Source organism: Actinomadura napierensis (assembly GCF_039529375.1).
Taxonomy (GTDB): domain Bacteria; phylum Actinomycetota; class Actinomycetes; order Streptosporangiales; family Streptosporangiaceae; genus Spirillospora; species Spirillospora napierensis.
Genome location: NZ_BAAAMR010000052.1, coordinates 55,597 through 70,917 on the forward strand (window position 1 = coordinate 55,597; position 15,321 = coordinate 70,917).

Sequence of the window (15,321 nt, forward strand, 5' to 3'; positions counted from 1 at the left end):
CAGAATTCCTCCCTCACAGGGGGTGACCCTAATCCATCCGGACGGAGTATCCGGGCGGGATTCGCGTCGTTCCCGGGGTGGAGGACCGGCGCTGCCGCCGGGTCCGTACGATGATGCCCCGGTGCAGCGAGGGAGGGCCATGGGCGGCGGGGTGCGGTGCGAGGTCGCCGGGGGCGTGGGAACGATCACCATCGACCGGCCGGAGAAGCGGAACGCCATGTCGGCGGACATGTGGCGGGCGCTGCCGCCGATGCTGGACGGGCTGGCGGCCGATCCGGGGGTCCGGGTCGTGGTGCTGACCGGGGCGGGCGGGAACTTCTGCGCCGGCGCCGACATCGCCGAGCTCCCCGACATCCACCGGGACGACGACTCGCACCTGTCGACGGTCGCGGAACGGGCCCTCGCGGCGTTCCCGAAGCCGACGCTGGCGGCGATCGAAGGGTTCTGCGTCGGCGGCGGCTGCCAGCTCGCGGCGGCGTGCGACCTGCGGTTCGCGGCGGCGGACGCGCGGTTCGGGATCACCCCCGCCAAGCTCGGCATCGTGTATCCGGCCGCCGCGACGGCCCGGCTCGTCCGGCTGGTGGGGCCGTCCGCCGCGAAGTACCTGCTGTACTCCGCCGACCTGATCGACGCGGACCACGCGCTGCGGATCGGCCTGCTGAACGAGATCGCCGGCGACCTGCCGGGGAGGGTCGCGGCGTTCGCCGAGACCCTCGCGTCCCGGTCGCTGCTGACCCAGCAGGCGACCAAGGACATCGTGGACGCGATCGCCGCGGACGGCCCGGTGGAGGAGAGGATGCGCGGCTGGCTGGAGGAGGTCGCGGCGCGCGGCGAGGTCGCCGAGGGCATCGCCGCCTTCCTCGAACGCCGCCCGCCCCGCTTCACCTGGACCTCCCGCTAGGACGCGTCGAAGAGGCGGCCGGCGGGGAGGCGGCGCAGGCGGTCGGCGGCGCGGGACGGCTCGTCCAGCAGCCCGGCGGTCTCGGGGAGGCGCAGCTCGGCCAGCGGCAGCACCCCGCACAGCAGCGCCCCGGACGTGCGGACGATCATCAGCGGCCCGATCTGCACGACGGCCTCGCCGGCGGCGCGCACCGCGTCCAGCAGGGCCCCGGCCTCCGCGGCGGACTCCCGGCAGCCGCCCCGGAGCGCGGCCAGCAGGTCGACGAAGTCCCGTTCGAGGCCGCGGGGGCTGCGGCCGGACAGGTAGTGGCGGTCCCGGTCGGTGAGCTCGCACCACAGCCCGTACCGCTCCAGGAACCGTTCGAACGGGCCGGCCAGCGCGGTCCGGGCGTCCTCGGGCGCGGCGGTGAGGGTCCCGGCGACCAGGTCGGCGGGCTCGGCGCCGAGGGAGGCCGCGACGGCCTGGTCGAGCCGCCCGACCAGGTGGGCGCGGAGCGCGGCGACGTCGGCGGTGAGCCGTTCGAGGGCGGCCTTCTGGGCGGTCAGCCGCTCGTTGACCTCCGGCACCATCCGGTCGTTGATCTGCTCGACGAGCGAGCCGATCCGGGCGTCGGCCGCGCGCAGCGACTCGTCCTGGCGCTCCTGCCCGGCGGTGAGCCGCGCGAGCTCGGCGGCCTGGTCGGCGGTGAGCCGGTCCAGCCGCTCGCGCTGCGCGGAGCGGAAGTGCGCCAGCTCGTCGCGGGTGCCCTTGAGCGCGGCGAGCTGGGTGCGGATGTCGGCGATCTCGGGCGCGCCCGCCGTCCGCCTCCGGTCGAACGCCAGGTACAGCTCCCGGCCCGCGATCGCCAGGCAGAGCAGGATCAGGATCACCGTCATCGCGCCCTCCAAAGGGCCAACCTCGCCGAGCAACCTATTTCACTGCGGCGGGCGCCGGATAGTCCGCGGGAAACGGCGAAATATCCGGGTGGGGACGGACCGGTCAGCGGTTCAGGTAGGCCAGGACGGCGAGGACGCGGCGGTTAATGTCGTCGGCGACCGGCAGGTCGAGCTTGGCGAAGATGTTCGCGGTGTGCTTGGTGACGGCGCGCTCGGTCACCACCAGCCGCTCCGCGATCGCCGCGTTCGAGCAGCCCTGCGCCATCAGCTCCAGCACCTCGCCCTCGCGCGGGGTGAGGCGGCTCAGCGGGGTGCGGCGGGCGCTGCCGGCGACCAGCCGGGAGATCACCTCGGGGTCCATCGCGGTGCCGCCGGCGGCGACCCGGCGGACCGCGTCGACGAACTGGGCCGTGTCGAACACGCGGTCCTTCAGCAGGTAGCCGATGCCGCCACTGCCGTCGGCGAGCAGCTCGCGGGCGTACAGCTGCTCGACGTACTGCGACAGCACCAGCACCGGCAGGCCCGGGATCCGGCGGCGCGCCTCCAGCGCGGCCTGCAGGCCCTCGTCGGTGAAGGACGGCGGCAGGCGCACGTCGACCACCGCCACGTCGGGGCGGTGGTCGACCAGTGCCTTCAGCAGCGAGGGCCCGTTGTCGACGGCGTCGGCGATCTCGAAGCCGTGCGTCTCCAGGAGGCTGACGAGGCCCTCCCTCAGGAGGGCGAGGTCTTCGGCGAGGACAACGCGCACGGCAGCTCCAGGGTCACGATGGTCGGGCCGCCCACCGGGGAGTTGAGGGCGAGCACGCCGTCGAATGTACCGATCCGCCGCTCGATCCCGCGCAGCCCGCTGCCGCCGCCGACGGTCGCGCCGCCGTGCCCGTCGTCGGTGACGGTGATGCGCAGCATGCCCTGCTCGTGGCCCATGTCGATCCAGACGCGGGACGCGCCGGAGTGCTTGGCCGCGTTGGTGAGGATCTCCGAGACCGCGAAGTAGGCGGCGGACTCGACCGGCGGCTCGAGGCGGGCCGGCAGGTCGGCGGTGACCTCGACGTCCAGCGGGTGGTCGAGCGCGAGCGCCTTCACCGCGTCGCCGATGCCGCGGTCGGCGAGCACCGGCGGGTGGATGCCGCGCACCAGGTCGCGCAGCTCGTGGAGCGCCTTGGCGGACGACGCGCGGGTCTGCGCGAGCAGGGCCCGCGCCTTCTCCGGGTCCTTGTCGAGCAGGTGTTCGATGGCGCCGAGGCTCATGCCCATCGCGACGAGCCGGGCCTGCGCGCCGTCGTGCAGGTCGCGCTCGATGCGGCGCAGCTCGGCGGCGGACGCGTCGACCGCGTCCGAGCGGGTCTCGGTGAGGTGCTGGACGCGCAGCGCGAGCCGGGACTTCTCGGTGGGGCCGAGCAGCAGCCGGCCCCACCGCCCGTACACGGCCATGAACTTCGGGCCGGTGAGGAACCCGAACGCGAGGAACAGCGTGGCGACGACGATCGTGGAGACGATCCGTCCGGTGTTGCGCTCGTATCCGGCCGTGACGTGGATGTAGGCGTACCAGTCGCTGCCGCCGTAGTGGCCGAGCATCTTGCCGCCGTACGCGGCGAGGAAGTAGCCCCACGCGGCGTAGAGGATGCAGTAGCCGGGGAGCGCGGCCGTGAAGAGCGAGACGACCGGGTCCGCGGACAGGAAGAGGTAGTCGCGCCAGGTCGCCGGGTCGGAGATCGTCGCGGTGAACCGGCGGAGCAGGCCCTTGAAGCCGGGCCCGCTCGCGGGGGCCGGCAGGTACGGCCGCTCGATCGCGATGCCCGTCCACCGGCCGATGAGGTCGCGGTAGACGTTCGCGGTGTTGCGCATCAGCAGCGCGGCGGACGGGAGCAGCAGTACCCCGGCCACCAGGCCGACCAACGCCAGCGCCGTGCCGAACCACAGCCCCACGAAGATCGCGGGGATGCCGAGCAGCCCGAGCCGGAACCCGCGCCAGGGCATCCGGGTGTGCCGCTGCCACCAGGTCTCCTGTACCAGCTGACCGTCCACCGTGTTCCTCCGTGTGTCGCCTGCCGTCGTGCGTCCAGTCTCCGGCCGGCGCCCGTCGAGCACAGTGTGCCCGCAACCCGGAGCGGCGGTGTACCCAGCAACACCCCCGGACGGCGTCCAGGCCCATGTCGGCGGCGCCGCGGGCCCTATTGGCTTCTTGGTGTCACCCCGTATCGACGACCCCCAGGGGACCCCATGAGAAGGAACGTCGCCGCCGCGCTCGGCGGATGGAGCGCGCGGCACCGGTCGGCGGCCGTCCTCGGCTGGCTGCTGTTCGTGGTCCTGGCCTCGGTGCTGGGCGGCGCGGCCGGCCAGGTCACGATGGCCGAGCACGAGCAGGGCAGCGGGCCGTCCGCGCACGCGGAGAAGATCATCGCCGACGCCGGGATCGACGACCCGGACTCGGAGACCGTGCTGCTCACCGGGCCGGCCGGCGCGCCGGAGACGGTCCGCGCCGTCGCGGCCGTCCGGGCGAATGTCCAGGCCACCGGGAAGATCACGGACCTGAGGCCGGACGTGGTGGCGCGGGACCGGCGGCACGTGATCGTCCAGTTCACGCTGAAGGAGGCGCCGGACGGCGCGCCCGACCCGCTGCCCGCGATCGAGGACGCGGTCGCGAAGGCGCAGCGCGCCCACCCGTCGGTGAAGATCGGGGAGTTCGGCGGCGCGACCGCCGACGCCTGGTTCGACAACGCGCTCGGCAAGGACTTCCAGCGCGCGGAGATCACGGCCGTGCCGCTGGCGATCGGGATCCTGCTCGTCGCGTTCGGCGCGCTGCTCGCGGCCGTCCTGCCGGTGGTGCTGGCGTTCACCGCCTACCTCGCGGCGGGCGGGCTGCTGGCCGTCGCCAGCCACGCGGTGCACGTGGACGACACGACGAACTCGGTGATGCTGCTGATGGGCCTCGCCGTCGGGGTCGACTACTGCCTGTTCTACCTGCAGCGCGAGCGCGAGGAGCGGCGGCGCGGCCGGGACCGGGAGGCCGCGCTGGCGATCGCGGCGGCCACCTCGGGACGGTCCGTGCTGGTCTCCGGCATCACCGTCATGGTGGCGATGTCCGGGATGTTCCTGTCCGGCCTGCTGCTGTTCAAGGGCTTCGCGGTGGCGACGATCCTGGTCGTCTGCATCGCGATGCTCGGTTCCGTGACCGTGCTGCCCGCGCTGCTGTCCCTGCTCGGGGACCGGGTCGAGTTCGGGCGGATCCGGCTGCCGCGGCGGCACCGCGCCGCCCGCCGCAAGGAGCGCGCCGGGCTGGTGGGGACGCTGCTCAAGCCCGTCCTGGCCCGTCCGGGGATCGCGGCCGTGCTGTCGGCGGGGCTGCTGCTGGCGCTGGCGGCGCCCGCGCTCGGCATGAAGACCGAGAAGCTCGGCATCGACCAGCAGATCCCGCCCGGCGAGAGGATCGCGCAGACCTACACCGAGCTGAACCGGGCGTTCCCCGGCAACCCGGAACCCGCGAACGTGGTGGTGAAGGCGCGCGACATCGACGCGCCGCAGGTCAGGGCGGCGATCGGTGAGCTGAAGCGGCGGGCGCTCGCGTCCGGCGAGATGAACGCGCCGATCGAGGTGACCGTGCACCGGAAGGCGAACGTCGCCGAGATCGAGGTGCCGCTCGCCGGCACCGGCTCGGACGCCGCCTCGAAGCACGCGCTGAAGACGCTGCGGGAGAAGATCGTCCCGCAGACCGTGGGACGGGTCACGGACGCGCCGGTGAGCGGGCAGCTCGCCTGGTCCACCGACTACAACGCCCAGCTCAGGCACGCCATCGCGCCGGTCTTCCTGTTCGTCATGGGCGTCACGTTCCTGCTGATGCTGGTGTTCTTCCGCTCGATCCTGATCGCGCTCACCGCGATCGTGCTGAACCTGCTGTCGGTCGGCGCCGCCTACGGGGTGATGGTCGCGGTGTTCCAGCACGGCTGGGGCGACTCGCTGGTCGGGACGCGCGGCGCGGGCGCGCTGGAGTCGTGGATCCCGCTGTTCGTGTTCGTGGTGCTGTTCGGGCTGTCGATGGACTACCACGTGTTCGTGGTGTCCCGGATCCGGGAGGCCCGCGACCGGGGCCTGGACACCGCCCGCGCGGTCGGCGAGGGCGTCCGCGCCACCGCCGGGGTGGTGACCGGCGCCGCCGTCATCATGATCGCCACGTTCGGGATCTTCGGGACGCTCTCGATGCAGGACTTCAAGCAGCTGGGCGTCGGCCTCGCGGTGGCGGTGCTGATCGACGCGACGGTCGTGCGGATCGTCCTGCTGCCCTCGGTGATGGCGCTGCTCGGCCGCGCGAACTGGTACCTGCCGCGCTGGCTGGGCTGGCTGCCGCGCGTCTCGCACGGCGAGGAGGCGCCCGTCCCGGCCCCCGCGACCCCGGCCCCGGTGCACTAGCGGCCCGGTGCGGCCGGCCCTAGCCGGGCGGCGGCTGCTCGTACGGGGGCTGCGGTGCCTGGTACTGGTGCGACGCGTCGTACTGCACGGGATGGCCGTACGGGGGCTGTGGCGGCGGCAGGGCCGGCCGGGCGGGTTGCTCGACGGCCCTGCCCGCCCTGCGCTCCCGGTAGGCGTCCTTGAAACGGCCGCCGAGCCGCCTGCCCGCGTCCTGCACCTGCTGCGCGCGCTCGCCCGCCGCGGCCTCCCGCAGCTTCCCGGCGGACTGCCGGCCGAGCTCCTGCAGCCGCCTGGCCTGCTCGGACTCGATCGCCTGCCGGACGCGGTCGTGCTGGGCGAGCCGCGCGGCGTTGTCGCGGGCCGCCTGCCCGACCACCTGGCCCGCGGCCTGGGCGCCGTCCCACGCGAGGACGGCGCCCTGCCGCGCCGCCGCCACGGCGCGCTGATAGCCGCCCGCCCGCCTGACCACCGTGCCGCCCACCAGGTCGGCGAGCGTGCGGCGCCGCCGGCCGACGAGGGCGGGCAGGCTGTTGGCCAGGAAGACGGCGATCGCGAGCAGCCACAGCAGGACGGCGAGGAAGAACAGCCCCTCCAGGAGGAGCACCCAGGCGAGCGCGTACAGGCCGGTGCCCGACGCGGTCGTGACCAGTGCCCGGCGCGCGGCGCGCGCCTTGCCCGGCTTGGCCGGGACGGCGCAGTGTCCGACGCGCAGGTCCATCGCGGCCTTGCCGGCCGTCCGCCCGAGCCAGGCCGTCCCGATGAACTGCAGGAGCAGCTCCGCCAGCACGAGCAGCAGCAGGGCCTGCTCGACGACGGCGACGAACGTGCCCCATACGCCCGCGCCGAACTCGCCGGCGGCCTTCTGGACGCTCCCGCCCGACAGCAGGAGCCCGACGCCGGCCGACCACGCCTTGTGCGGCAGGTCCTCGGCGACGTAGGACTGCAGCCGCCCCCAGGTCATGGCGCCGAGCAGCAGTGCCACGACCAACAGGATCCCGGAGTCGATCGACCACGCCAGCAGCCGCCTGCCGCGCGGCGCCGCGTCGCTCGCCGGCCCGCTCCGCTCGTGCGGCGGCGGTACCTGGTGCGCGGGCCCGTAAGGCGGGCCCTCGTAGGGCGCGGGGAAGGGAGGCGGCGGAGGGCCGTACACGCGGGAACCCCTCTGGATCGACGCGAATGCCCGTGATCATAAGGATTCCGGTCGGCGGTACGCCACCACTTGACCACCTTGTGCCACCGGGGCGCCGCCTCCCGCCGGACGGTGAAGGTGGGTTCAACCTAAAATTATGCTTGACCAAGTAAGTAGAACGAGCCTAAAGTTCGGCTCGTTCTACTTACTTGGAGGTGTCCATGACCGCGCCCTCTCGCGCACCGGCGCCCGCGGCGGCCCCGGACCGGCTCGAACCGGCCCTGCTGAAGACGTCGTTCGTGCTGGTCCTCGGGCCGATCCTCGCCCTGCTCGACACGACGATCGTGGGCGTCGGGCTCGACGCGGTCGCGCGCGACTTCCACAGCCCGGTCGCGACCCTGCAGTGGGTGTCGGCCGGGTACCTGCTGGCCATCTCGATGGTGATGCCGCTGGCCGGCTGGGCGAGCGACCGGTTCGGCGCCCGGACGATGTGGATGACGTCCGTCGCGCTGTTCACCGCCGGGTCCGCGCTGTGCGGGCTCGCCTGGTCGGCCGGGAGCCTGATCGCGTTCCGGGTGCTCCAGGGAATCGGCGGCGGGCTGATCCAGCCGATCGGCCAGTCGATCGTCGTGCGGGCCGCCGGACCGAAGCGGCTCGGCCGCGTCATCGGCCTCACCGTGCTGCCGCTGACGTTCGCGCCCGTCCTCGGGCCGGTGCTCGGCGGCCTCATCGTCGAGCGGCTCGACTGGCGCTGGATGTTCCTGGTGAACGTCCCGCTCGGCCTGGTCACGCTGCTGCTGGCGGCCCGGTACGTGCCCGCGTTCTCCGGCCCCGGCGCCGCGGGGAGGCGGCTGGACGTGCGCGGCCTCGCGCTGCTGTCGCCCGGCCTCGCGGCCGCCGTCTACGGGTTCTCCGAGGTCGGCGAGGCGGGCGGCCTCGGCTCGGCGCGCGCCGCCGTCCCGCTCGCCGCCGGGGCCGTCCTGCTCGCCGGTTACGGTCTGCACGCGCTGCGCCGGCGCGGTGCGGCGCTCATCGACCTGGGGCTGTTCGCGCGGCGCGGTTTCGCGGTCGCGACGGCCAACTCGTTCCTCCAGGGCGCCGCGCTCTACAGCTCGATGCTGCTGCTGCCGCTGTACTACCAGCAGGTCGAGCACGCGTCCGCGCTAGAGGCCGGGCTGCTGCTCGCCCCGCAGGCCCTCGGCACCGCCGCCGCGACGTTCTTCGCCTCGCGGCTGGCCGACCGGACGGCGCCGCGCCCGCTCGTCCTCACCGGCATCGTCCTCACGCTCGCCGGGACGATCGCGTTCACGCAGCTCGGCGCGCACCCCGCCGGCTGGCTGCTGACGCTTTCGCTGGTCGTGCGGGGCGCAGGCCTCGGCGTCGTGATGGCGCCCGGCATGGCGACCATCTACGCGAGCGTCCGCCCGGACGAGGCGGCCCGCGCCGCCGGTGCCGTCAACACTCTCAACCGGGTCGGCGGCTCGCTCGGCACGGCGGTCCTCGCCGTCGTCCTGCAACGGTCGCTCGACCACCACGCACCGGCCGCCGCCTACGGCGCGACCTTCTGGTGGGCGGTCGGGCTCTCCGCGCTGACCCTCGTCCCCGCCCTCTTCTACCCGTCCCGTACTACGAGCAAGGAGCACGCATGAACTTGCGCGTCACCCATCGAGAGCGTCCGCGACTGCTGACCGTCCACGCGCATCCGGACGACGAGTCGAGCAAGGGCGCAGCGACGCTGGCGAAGTACGCGGCCGAGGGGGTGGACGTCCTGGTCGCGACCTGCACGGGCGGGGAGCGCGGGGACGTGCTCAACCCGGCGATGGACCGCCCCGAGGTCCGGGCGGACCTGCCGGCGATCCGGCGGAAGGAAATGGAGGCGGCGCGGCGGATCCTCGGCGTCCGTCAGCGGTTTCTCGGCTTCGTCGACTCGGGCCTTCCGGGCGAGGGCGAGGCACTGCCCGAGGGCTGCTTCGCAGTGCAGCCGCTCGCGGACGCGGCCCGGCCGCTGGTGGCGCTGATCCGCGAGTTCCGGCCGCACGTCGTCGTCACCTACGACGAGACGGGCGGCTACCCGCATCCGGACCACATCAAGACGCACGAGGTGACGGTCGAGGCGTTCGACGCGGCCGGCGACGCGGGCCGCTACCCGGCGACGGGCGAACCGTGGCGGCCGGCCAAGCTGTACTACCAGGGCGCGTTCTCGCGGGAGTGGTTCCAGGCGCTGCACGACGGGATCACCGGGCGCGGGCTGGAGTCGGCGATCGGGCCGCTCCTGGCGGACTGGCCGGACACCGCACCGAGGCTCGACATCACGACGCGGGTCCCGTGCGCGGAGTACTTCGCCGTGCGGGACCGGGCGCTGCTCGCGCACGCCACGCAGATCGACCCGGACGCCGGGTTCATGCTGCACCCGCGCGACGTCGAGCGCGACGTGTGGCCGACCGAGGACTACCGGCTGGCCCGCTCGCACGTCGAGGCGCCGCTGCCGGAGGACGACCTGTTCGCGGGCCTGCGCCCGGCGGCGGAAGGCTAGAGCGCCACGAACGTGAGGCCGCGCTTCTTCATCTTCGGGATGACCTTGCGCAGCGCCGCGATGGTCTCCGAGCGGTCGCCGCCGCCGTCGTGGCACAGCATGATGTTGCCCGCCTTGCCGCGCAGCAGCGTCCGGCGGATGTGCCCGACGCCGGGCCGGGACCAGTCGCGCGGGTCGACCGCCCAGTCGATCGGCAGCATGTTGTGCTCGGCGACGAGATCCAGGATCGTCTTGGACCAGGCGCCGCCGGGCGAGCGGAAGAACTGCGGCTCGATGCCGGTGGTGTCGGCGATCCGGTCGCGCGCCTGCACCATCTCCTTCTGCACCCGCTTGCGCGGCATGCCCGCGATGGTGATCGGGTGCGTCTCGGTGTGGTTGCAGATCTGGTGGCCGGCGGCGGCGACCCGGCGCACCAGCTTCGGCCACTCCTTCACCTGCTCGCCGATCATGAAGAAGGTCGCGTGGACCTGGTGCTCGGCCAGCAGGTCGAGCATCTTCGGCGTGTACTCCGGGTGCGGGCCGTCGTCGATGGTGAGCGCGATCGTCTTCGGCGGGGGCGCCGGGGACAGCTGGGTCAGCTCCCGGACGGGGGTCTCCAGCGCGGTGAGCCGGGCCGGGGTCCAGCTCGCCGGGCGCGGCGTCGGGGTGGGGGACGGCGCCGGCTTCGGATGGATGACGGGCCTCGCCCGCGGCGTCGGCACCGACGGCTTCGCCGCCGCGTGCGACACATGGGACGGATGCGCCTCATCCGCCCCGAACGCGGCGAGGCCGGCGGCGGCCCCCATCAGCCAGAGCGCTTTGCGGCGGGACGTCCCGCCTGCCTCCTCATCCTCCACAACTCCCACGCTATCGGGGATTTCGCGACCTGGCGGCGGCTTGCGGATCACAATCGGCTCAAATGGGAAGAGCGGTTACAGAAGATCATTGGTCCGGGGGGTGGGGATGAGCGCGGCGCCCGCGGTCGGCCCACTGCTGGCGATCGTTCTCGGCGCGCTCGCGGTGTTCGCGGCGGCGCTCGCGCGGTTCGGCCGGCTGGGGCTCGGCCGGGACCTGGTGGTCGTCGCGGTCCGCGCGGCCGTCCAGCTGGCGGCGGTGTCCGCGCTCATCGCCGCGGTGCTGCGCGACGCCGGTTACACCGCCGCGTTCATCGCGGGCATGGTGGTCATCGCGGTGGTGACGGCGGGCCGCCGCATCACCGGCGCGCTGCGCGCGGGCGCGTGGACGACGGCGCTGCCGATCGTCGCCGGTGTCGTGCCCGTCCTCGCGCTGCTGCTCGCGACGCGGCTCGTCCCGTTCCGCACGGTGTCGGTGCTGCCGATCGCCGGCATCTTCGTCGGCGGCGCGATGTCGGCGACCGGGCTCACCGGGCGGCGCGCGCTGGACGAGCTGGCGACGCGGCGCGGCGAGTACGAGGGCGGGCTCGCGCTCGGGCTGATGCCGCGGGACGCGGCGATGGAGGTGTGCCGCCCGGCCGCCGCGCTCGCGCTGTTCCCCGTCCTCGACCAGACCCGCACGGTCGGCCTGGTGACGCTGCCGGGCGCGTTCGTCGGCGTGCTGCTCGGCGGCGCCGACCCCGTCCAGGCGGGCGCGACACAGCTGCTGGTGCTCATCGGGCTGCTGGCCATCGAGGTCGTCGCGGTGCTCATCACGCTCGAACTCGTGGCGGCGGGCGTGCTCAGGCGGGACGGTCCGGGTGACCGCAGTCGGCGGAGATGGCGCGTGCCGTCGCGGCGAGGTCGCTGAGGTCGGTGCCGTCGCCGGGGTCCGGGGCGGTCACGGCGGCGACCACGCGTCCGGACGCGTCGCGGACCGGTGCGGCGGCGTAGTGGCCGGACGCGCCGGCGCGGTCCAGTTCGCCGAGCAGCGCGGGCGGGCCGGTGACGAGGTGGGCGGTGCGCCCGGTCGCCTCGCGCAGCCGGTCCAGGTGCGGGGCGGCGACGTCGCGGACGTCGCGCCGGTCGAGGGTCTCGGCGAGCGCGGAGAGCCGTCCGGCGAGGTGGAAGCGGTGGTGCTCGTCGCGGCGCACGAACCGTTCGGCCTCCAGGGTGCGCAGCAGCCGCAGGACGGTCGTCTTGTGGACGCCGAGCTTGGCGGCGAGCTCGTCCAGGTTGTGCGGGCGGTCCCCGAGTTCGATCAGGATGCTCAGCCCGCGCCCGAGGCTCTGGCTCATCGGGTGCCCTCCTCCCGGCGGCCGATGCCGGAGCGCAGCGTACCCGCGGGCCGGGGGTGCTCGGCGGCCGGGAAGGGAAGGAGCAGTGCGGGACGGATGCGGCAAGAGGGAGGCACGGTGACCGGGATCGACGTGGAGGCCGTGGACGCGCTGGACGGCGAGCGGCTCGACTGGCGGTTCAAGTCGGTCCCGGTGTCCGCGCACGGGATGACGGTGGCGCAGGCGAGGGACGCGCGGCTGCCGCTGGACGACTTCGGCACGCCGCTGCTCACGCTCGACGCCGGCGCGCTCGACCACAATGCCCGGTTGATGGCCGACTGGGTGAGCGCGGCCGGTATGGAACTGGCACCGCACGGTAAGACCACCATGGCCCCCGCGCTGTGGCGCAAGCAGCTCGACGCCGGCGCCTGGGGAATCACGCTCGCGACCTTCCCGCAACTGCGCGTCGCCCGCGCGTTCGGCGTCCGCCGCCTGCTGATGGCGGGCGCGCCGCTCGACCCGGCGGGCCTCGCGTGGCTCGCGGGCGAGCTGGACGGCGACCCCGAGTTCGCGTTCGTCTGCTGGGCGGACTCGGTGCGGTCGGTGGAGCTGATGGACGAGGCGCTGCGCCTCGCGCGCGCCCAGCGGCGCGTGGACGTGTGCGTGGAACTCGGTGGCCCGAACGGCCGGACGGGCGTCCGCGACGACGGCGACGCGCGGGCCGTCGCCGACGCCGTCCGCCGCGCCCCCGCGCTGCGGCTCGCCGGGATCGGCGGATACGAGGGCGCGCTCGCGCACGACGCGTCCGAGGAGAGCGTCGCGTCCGTCGACGCCTACCTGCGGCGGCTCGCGAACCTGTACGAGGGGCTGGAGTACGAGACGGACGAACCGGTCGTCACGGCGGGCGGCAGCGCCTACTTCGACCAGGTCGCGGAGGTGCTCGGCGGGCTCGACGCGCAGGTGGTGCTGCGGTCCGGCTCGTACCTCGTCCACGACGACGGCTTCTACCGGGAGATATCGCCCTTCGGACGGGGCGCCGGAGCGGGCGGCGAGCGCTTCCGGTCGGCCATGCACGCGTGGGGCCGCGTCGTGTCCGTGCCGGAGCCCGCGCTCGCGCTGCTGGACGCGGGGCGCCGCGACGTCTCGTTCGACGCCGGCCTGCCGGAGCCGCAGCTCGTCCGGGGCAAGGGCGCCGGACCGGTCGACGGCGCGCGCGTCACCGCGCTCAACGACCAGCACGCCTTCCTGCGCGACGCGTCCGTCGAGGTCGGCGACGTCGTCCGGCTCGGCCTCTCCCACCCCTGCACCGCGCTCGACAAATGGACGCTGATCCCGGTCGTGGACGACGCCGGCGCGGACGGTCCCGTCGTCGTGGACTACGTCAGGACGTGGTTCTGAACACGCCCGTCGCCGGACCAATCACGAACAATCGGGTTCGCAGGGGTGTTACGGTTTTTCCTGCACATCGGGGGCCGGACGTCTCCGCCGGCGCGAGCGGGCGGGACGGCCGAGCGATCACGGCCCGGCGCAGCCGGTGCGCGGTGATGTCGCTACGTCCAGGCAGTGCGCCACGGGGGCCGATCTGCACTGGACGGCACGCGTCCGCCGCCGCACCACCCAGGCTGACCCCGTCGCCGGGCCGATCGCCCGCCCCGTCCGGATGCGCAACCGGCCCCGCCCCCGCGGGGTTACCCGCCCATGAACTCCTCAGGCGACGCCGCCCATCCGCGCGGCATGCTCGCGGTGCTGATGCTCGGCCAGTTCATGGTGAACGTCGACACCGCGATCGTGAACGTGGCGGGGCCCTCGATCCAGGACGGGCTGCACCCCTCCGGCGCCGCGCTCCAGCTCGTCGTGTCCGGGTACACGCTGACGTACGCGGTGCTGCTGGTGACGGGCGCCCGGCTCGGCGACGCGCGCGGGCACCGGCGGACGTTCCTGCTCGGCCTCGCCGTCTTCACCGCCGCGTCGCTGGCCTGCGGGGTCGCCCCGGTCACCGGGGCGCTGGTCGCGGCGCGGCTCGTGCAGGGCGCGGCGGGCGCGCTGATGGTGCCGCAGGTCCTGTCCGGCATCCAGATCCACTTCACCGGGAAGGCGCGGGCGCGCGCGCAGGGCCTGCTGGTGATGACGCTGTCCGGCGGCGCGGTCGCGGGTCAGGTGCTCGGCGGCGTCATGGTCTCCGCCGACCTGTTCGGGCTCGGCTGGCGGCCCGTCTTCCTGGTCAACGTGCCGGTCGGCGTCGCGCTGCTCGCGGCGGGCGCCCGGTTGCTGCCCCGCGACGCGGGCAGGGGCGCGGCCCGGCTCGACCTCGGCGGTGTCGCCCTGCTGTCGGCGGGCGTGCTGCTGGCGACCGTCCCCCTCATCTTCGGGCGCGAGGCCGGCTGGCCGGCGTGGACGTGGATCTGCCTGGCCGCGAGCGCGCCCGTGCTGGCGCTGTTCGTGCGGCGGCAGCGGCGCATCGCGGCGCGCGGCGGATCGCCGCTGGTCAACCTGGGTGTGCTCGCGCGCCCGGTCGTCGCGTGGTCGCTCGGGTCGATCGCGCTGGCCACCGCGACGTACTTCGCGATGCTGTTCGTCCTCGCCCTCTACCTCCAGCAGGGCCTCGGGAAGAGCGCGATGTTCTCCGGCCTGGTGCTCGTGTCGTGGGTGGCCGCGTTCGGCGTCGCGGGGCCGCTGCTGCCGCGTCTCCCGTCGCGGCTCACCGACCACGCGCCGGTCATCGGCTACCTGATCCTCGCCGCCGCCTACCTGGCCGTCGGGCTCGCGCACGCCGACGGGGCCCTCCTCGTCGTCCTGCTCGGCTTCGGCGGGTTCGGGCTCGGTCTCGGCTTCGCGTCCCAGCTCGGGCGCGCCACGGCGGACGTCCCGGCCCGGTTCGCGCCCGACCTCAGCGGCGTCGCCAACACCAACTCGCAGCTGTCGGCGCTCGCGGGCGTCGCCGTCTTCGGCACCCTCTACCTCGGCCTCGGCGGCACCCACCGGCACGCCTTCACCGTCGTGATGATCGCGTTCGCGGGCACCGCGGTGGCCGCCTGCGCCGCCGGGTTCGCCGGATGGCTCGCCGCCCGCCGCGAGCAGCCCCGCGAGCAGCCCCGCGAGGAGTCCCGCGATCAGGGCAGCAGCCCGGCGCGGCGCGCCGAGGTCACCGCCTCCAGCCGGGTGTGAGCGTCGAGCTTGCGCATCGCCGACCGCAGGTAGCTCTTCACCGTCTCCGGCAGCAGCCCGAGCCGCTCGGCGGCCTCCGCGTTCGTGCAGCCGATCGCCACGTAGGACAGCACGTCCACCTCGCGCGGCGTCAGCACCGGACGCGGCGGGCGGGGCGCCGGCTCC

14 protein-coding genes are annotated in these 15,321 nt (G+C 74.3%); 7 read left to right on the plus strand and 7 right to left on the minus strand.

What is annotated here, in order from left to right:
• Window positions 1-121: 121 nt before the first annotated feature.
• Window positions 122-901: an enoyl-CoA hydratase/isomerase family protein gene (locus tag ABD296_RS26575; protein ID WP_344272563.1), complete on the plus strand. Its 780-nt coding sequence runs from the start codon at window positions 122-124 to the stop codon at window positions 899-901.
• On the opposite strand, the gene ABD296_RS26580 is transcribed toward ABD296_RS26575, so the two are convergent.
• The 3 genes from ABD296_RS26580 to ABD296_RS26590 all read right to left on the minus strand — a co-directional run bounded on the left by ABD296_RS26580 (window position 898) and on the right by ABD296_RS26590 (window position 3,801).
• The gene (locus ABD296_RS26580; RefSeq protein WP_344272566.1) at window positions 898-1,776 is read right to left on the minus strand and encodes a hypothetical protein; all 879 of its coding nucleotides are present in this window, start codon (window positions 1,774-1,776) and stop codon (window positions 898-900) included. The two genes, ABD296_RS26575 and ABD296_RS26580, sit on opposite strands and share 4 nt — an antisense overlap.
• Before the next feature lie 103 nt (window positions 1,777-1,879).
• A complete protein-coding gene (locus ABD296_RS26585; protein ID WP_344272569.1) occupies window positions 1,880-2,524 on the minus strand; it encodes a response regulator transcription factor in 645 nt (214 codons plus the stop codon).
• A complete protein-coding gene (locus tag ABD296_RS26590; RefSeq protein WP_344272572.1) occupies window positions 2,488-3,801 on the minus strand; it encodes a sensor histidine kinase in 1,314 nt (437 codons plus the stop codon). The genes ABD296_RS26585 and ABD296_RS26590 overlap by 37 nt, the downstream gene beginning before the upstream one ends.
• Window positions 3,802-3,996: 195 nt before the next feature.
• Between ABD296_RS26590 and ABD296_RS26595 the strand changes: the two genes are divergently transcribed.
• Complete coding sequence (locus ABD296_RS26595) at window positions 3,997-6,180, plus strand: MMPL family transporter (RefSeq protein WP_344272575.1); 2,184 nt, start codon at window positions 3,997-3,999, stop codon at window positions 6,178-6,180.
• Between the two features lie 19 nt (window positions 6,181-6,199).
• Here ABD296_RS26595 and ABD296_RS26600 read toward each other — a convergent pair whose 3' ends face one another.
• Entirely contained in the window at window positions 6,200-7,330 is a 1,131-nt protein-coding gene (locus ABD296_RS26600; RefSeq protein ID WP_344272578.1) for an RDD family protein, read from the minus strand.
• A 200-nt stretch (window positions 7,331-7,530) separates the two neighbouring features.
• Here ABD296_RS26600 and ABD296_RS26605 point away from each other — a divergent pair, with 200 nt between their 5' ends.
• Window positions 7,531-8,958, plus strand: a complete 1,428-nt coding sequence (locus ABD296_RS26605; RefSeq protein ID WP_344272581.1) for an MDR family MFS transporter — start codon at window positions 7,531-7,533, stop codon at window positions 8,956-8,958.
• Window positions 8,955-9,842 carry a mycothiol conjugate amidase Mca gene (gene mca, locus ABD296_RS26610; RefSeq protein ID WP_344272584.1) on the plus strand — a complete coding sequence of 296 codons (888 nt, stop codon included), beginning with the start codon at window positions 8,955-8,957 and terminating at the stop codon, window positions 9,840-9,842. Before ABD296_RS26605 ends, mca begins: the two co-directional genes overlap by 4 nt.
• Here the strand turns inward: mca and ABD296_RS26615 are convergent.
• On the minus strand, window positions 9,839-10,678 hold the full coding sequence (locus ABD296_RS26615) for a polysaccharide deacetylase family protein (protein WP_344272587.1): 840 nt from the start codon (window positions 10,676-10,678) through the stop codon (window positions 9,839-9,841). The genes mca and ABD296_RS26615 overlap by 4 nt on opposite strands.
• Window positions 10,679-10,784: 106 nt before the next feature.
• On the opposite strand from ABD296_RS26615, the gene ABD296_RS26620 reads away from it, so the two are divergent.
• Window positions 10,785-11,585 carry an ABC transporter permease gene (locus ABD296_RS26620; RefSeq protein ID WP_344272590.1) on the plus strand — a complete coding sequence of 267 codons (801 nt, stop codon included), beginning with the start codon at window positions 10,785-10,787 and terminating at the stop codon, window positions 11,583-11,585.
• Here ABD296_RS26620 and ABD296_RS26625 read toward each other — a convergent pair.
• A complete protein-coding gene (locus tag ABD296_RS26625) occupies window positions 11,518-12,012 on the minus strand; it encodes a helix-turn-helix domain-containing protein (RefSeq protein ID WP_344272593.1) in 495 nt (164 codons plus the stop codon). The genes ABD296_RS26620 and ABD296_RS26625 overlap by 68 nt on opposite strands.
• Before the next feature lie 117 nt (window positions 12,013-12,129).
• Between ABD296_RS26625 and ABD296_RS26630 the strand changes: the two genes are divergently transcribed.
• Window positions 12,130-13,389, plus strand: a complete 1,260-nt coding sequence (locus ABD296_RS26630) for a type III PLP-dependent enzyme domain-containing protein (protein WP_344272596.1) — start codon at window positions 12,130-12,132, stop codon at window positions 13,387-13,389.
• A 300-nt stretch (window positions 13,390-13,689) separates the two neighbouring features.
• Window positions 13,690-15,156, plus strand: a complete 1,467-nt coding sequence (locus tag ABD296_RS26635; RefSeq protein WP_344272600.1) for an MFS transporter — start codon at window positions 13,690-13,692, stop codon at window positions 15,154-15,156.
• Here ABD296_RS26635 and ABD296_RS26640 read toward each other — a convergent pair.
• Window positions 15,102-15,321: response regulator transcription factor (locus ABD296_RS26640; protein WP_344272603.1), on the minus strand; the 220-nt coding region annotated here is incomplete at its 5' end. The genes ABD296_RS26635 and ABD296_RS26640 overlap by 55 nt on opposite strands.

What these genes read in the sequence shown, in the direction of transcription:
- mca (WP_344272584.1), top strand. Translation starts at nt 8,955, where the DNA reads ATGAACTTGCGCGTCACCCATCGAGAGCGTCCGCGACTGCTGACCGTC.
- ABD296_RS26605 (WP_344272581.1), top strand. Translation starts at nt 7,531, where the DNA reads ATGACCGCGCCCTCTCGCGCACCGGCGCCCGCGGCGGCCCCGGACCGG.
- ABD296_RS26625 (WP_344272593.1), bottom strand. Translation starts at nt 12,012, where the DNA reads ATGAGCCAGAGCCTCGGGCGCGGGCTGAGCATCCTGATCGAACTCGGG.
- ABD296_RS26595 (WP_344272575.1), top strand. Translation starts at nt 3,997, where the DNA reads ATGAGAAGGAACGTCGCCGCCGCGCTCGGCGGATGGAGCGCGCGGCAC.
- ABD296_RS26635 (WP_344272600.1), top strand. Translation starts at nt 13,690, where the DNA reads ATGAACTCCTCAGGCGACGCCGCCCATCCGCGCGGCATGCTCGCGGTG.
- ABD296_RS26620 (WP_344272590.1), top strand. Translation starts at nt 10,785, where the DNA reads ATGAGCGCGGCGCCCGCGGTCGGCCCACTGCTGGCGATCGTTCTCGGC.
- ABD296_RS26580 (WP_344272566.1), bottom strand. Translation starts at nt 1,776, where the DNA reads ATGACGGTGATCCTGATCCTGCTCTGCCTGGCGATCGCGGGCCGGGAG.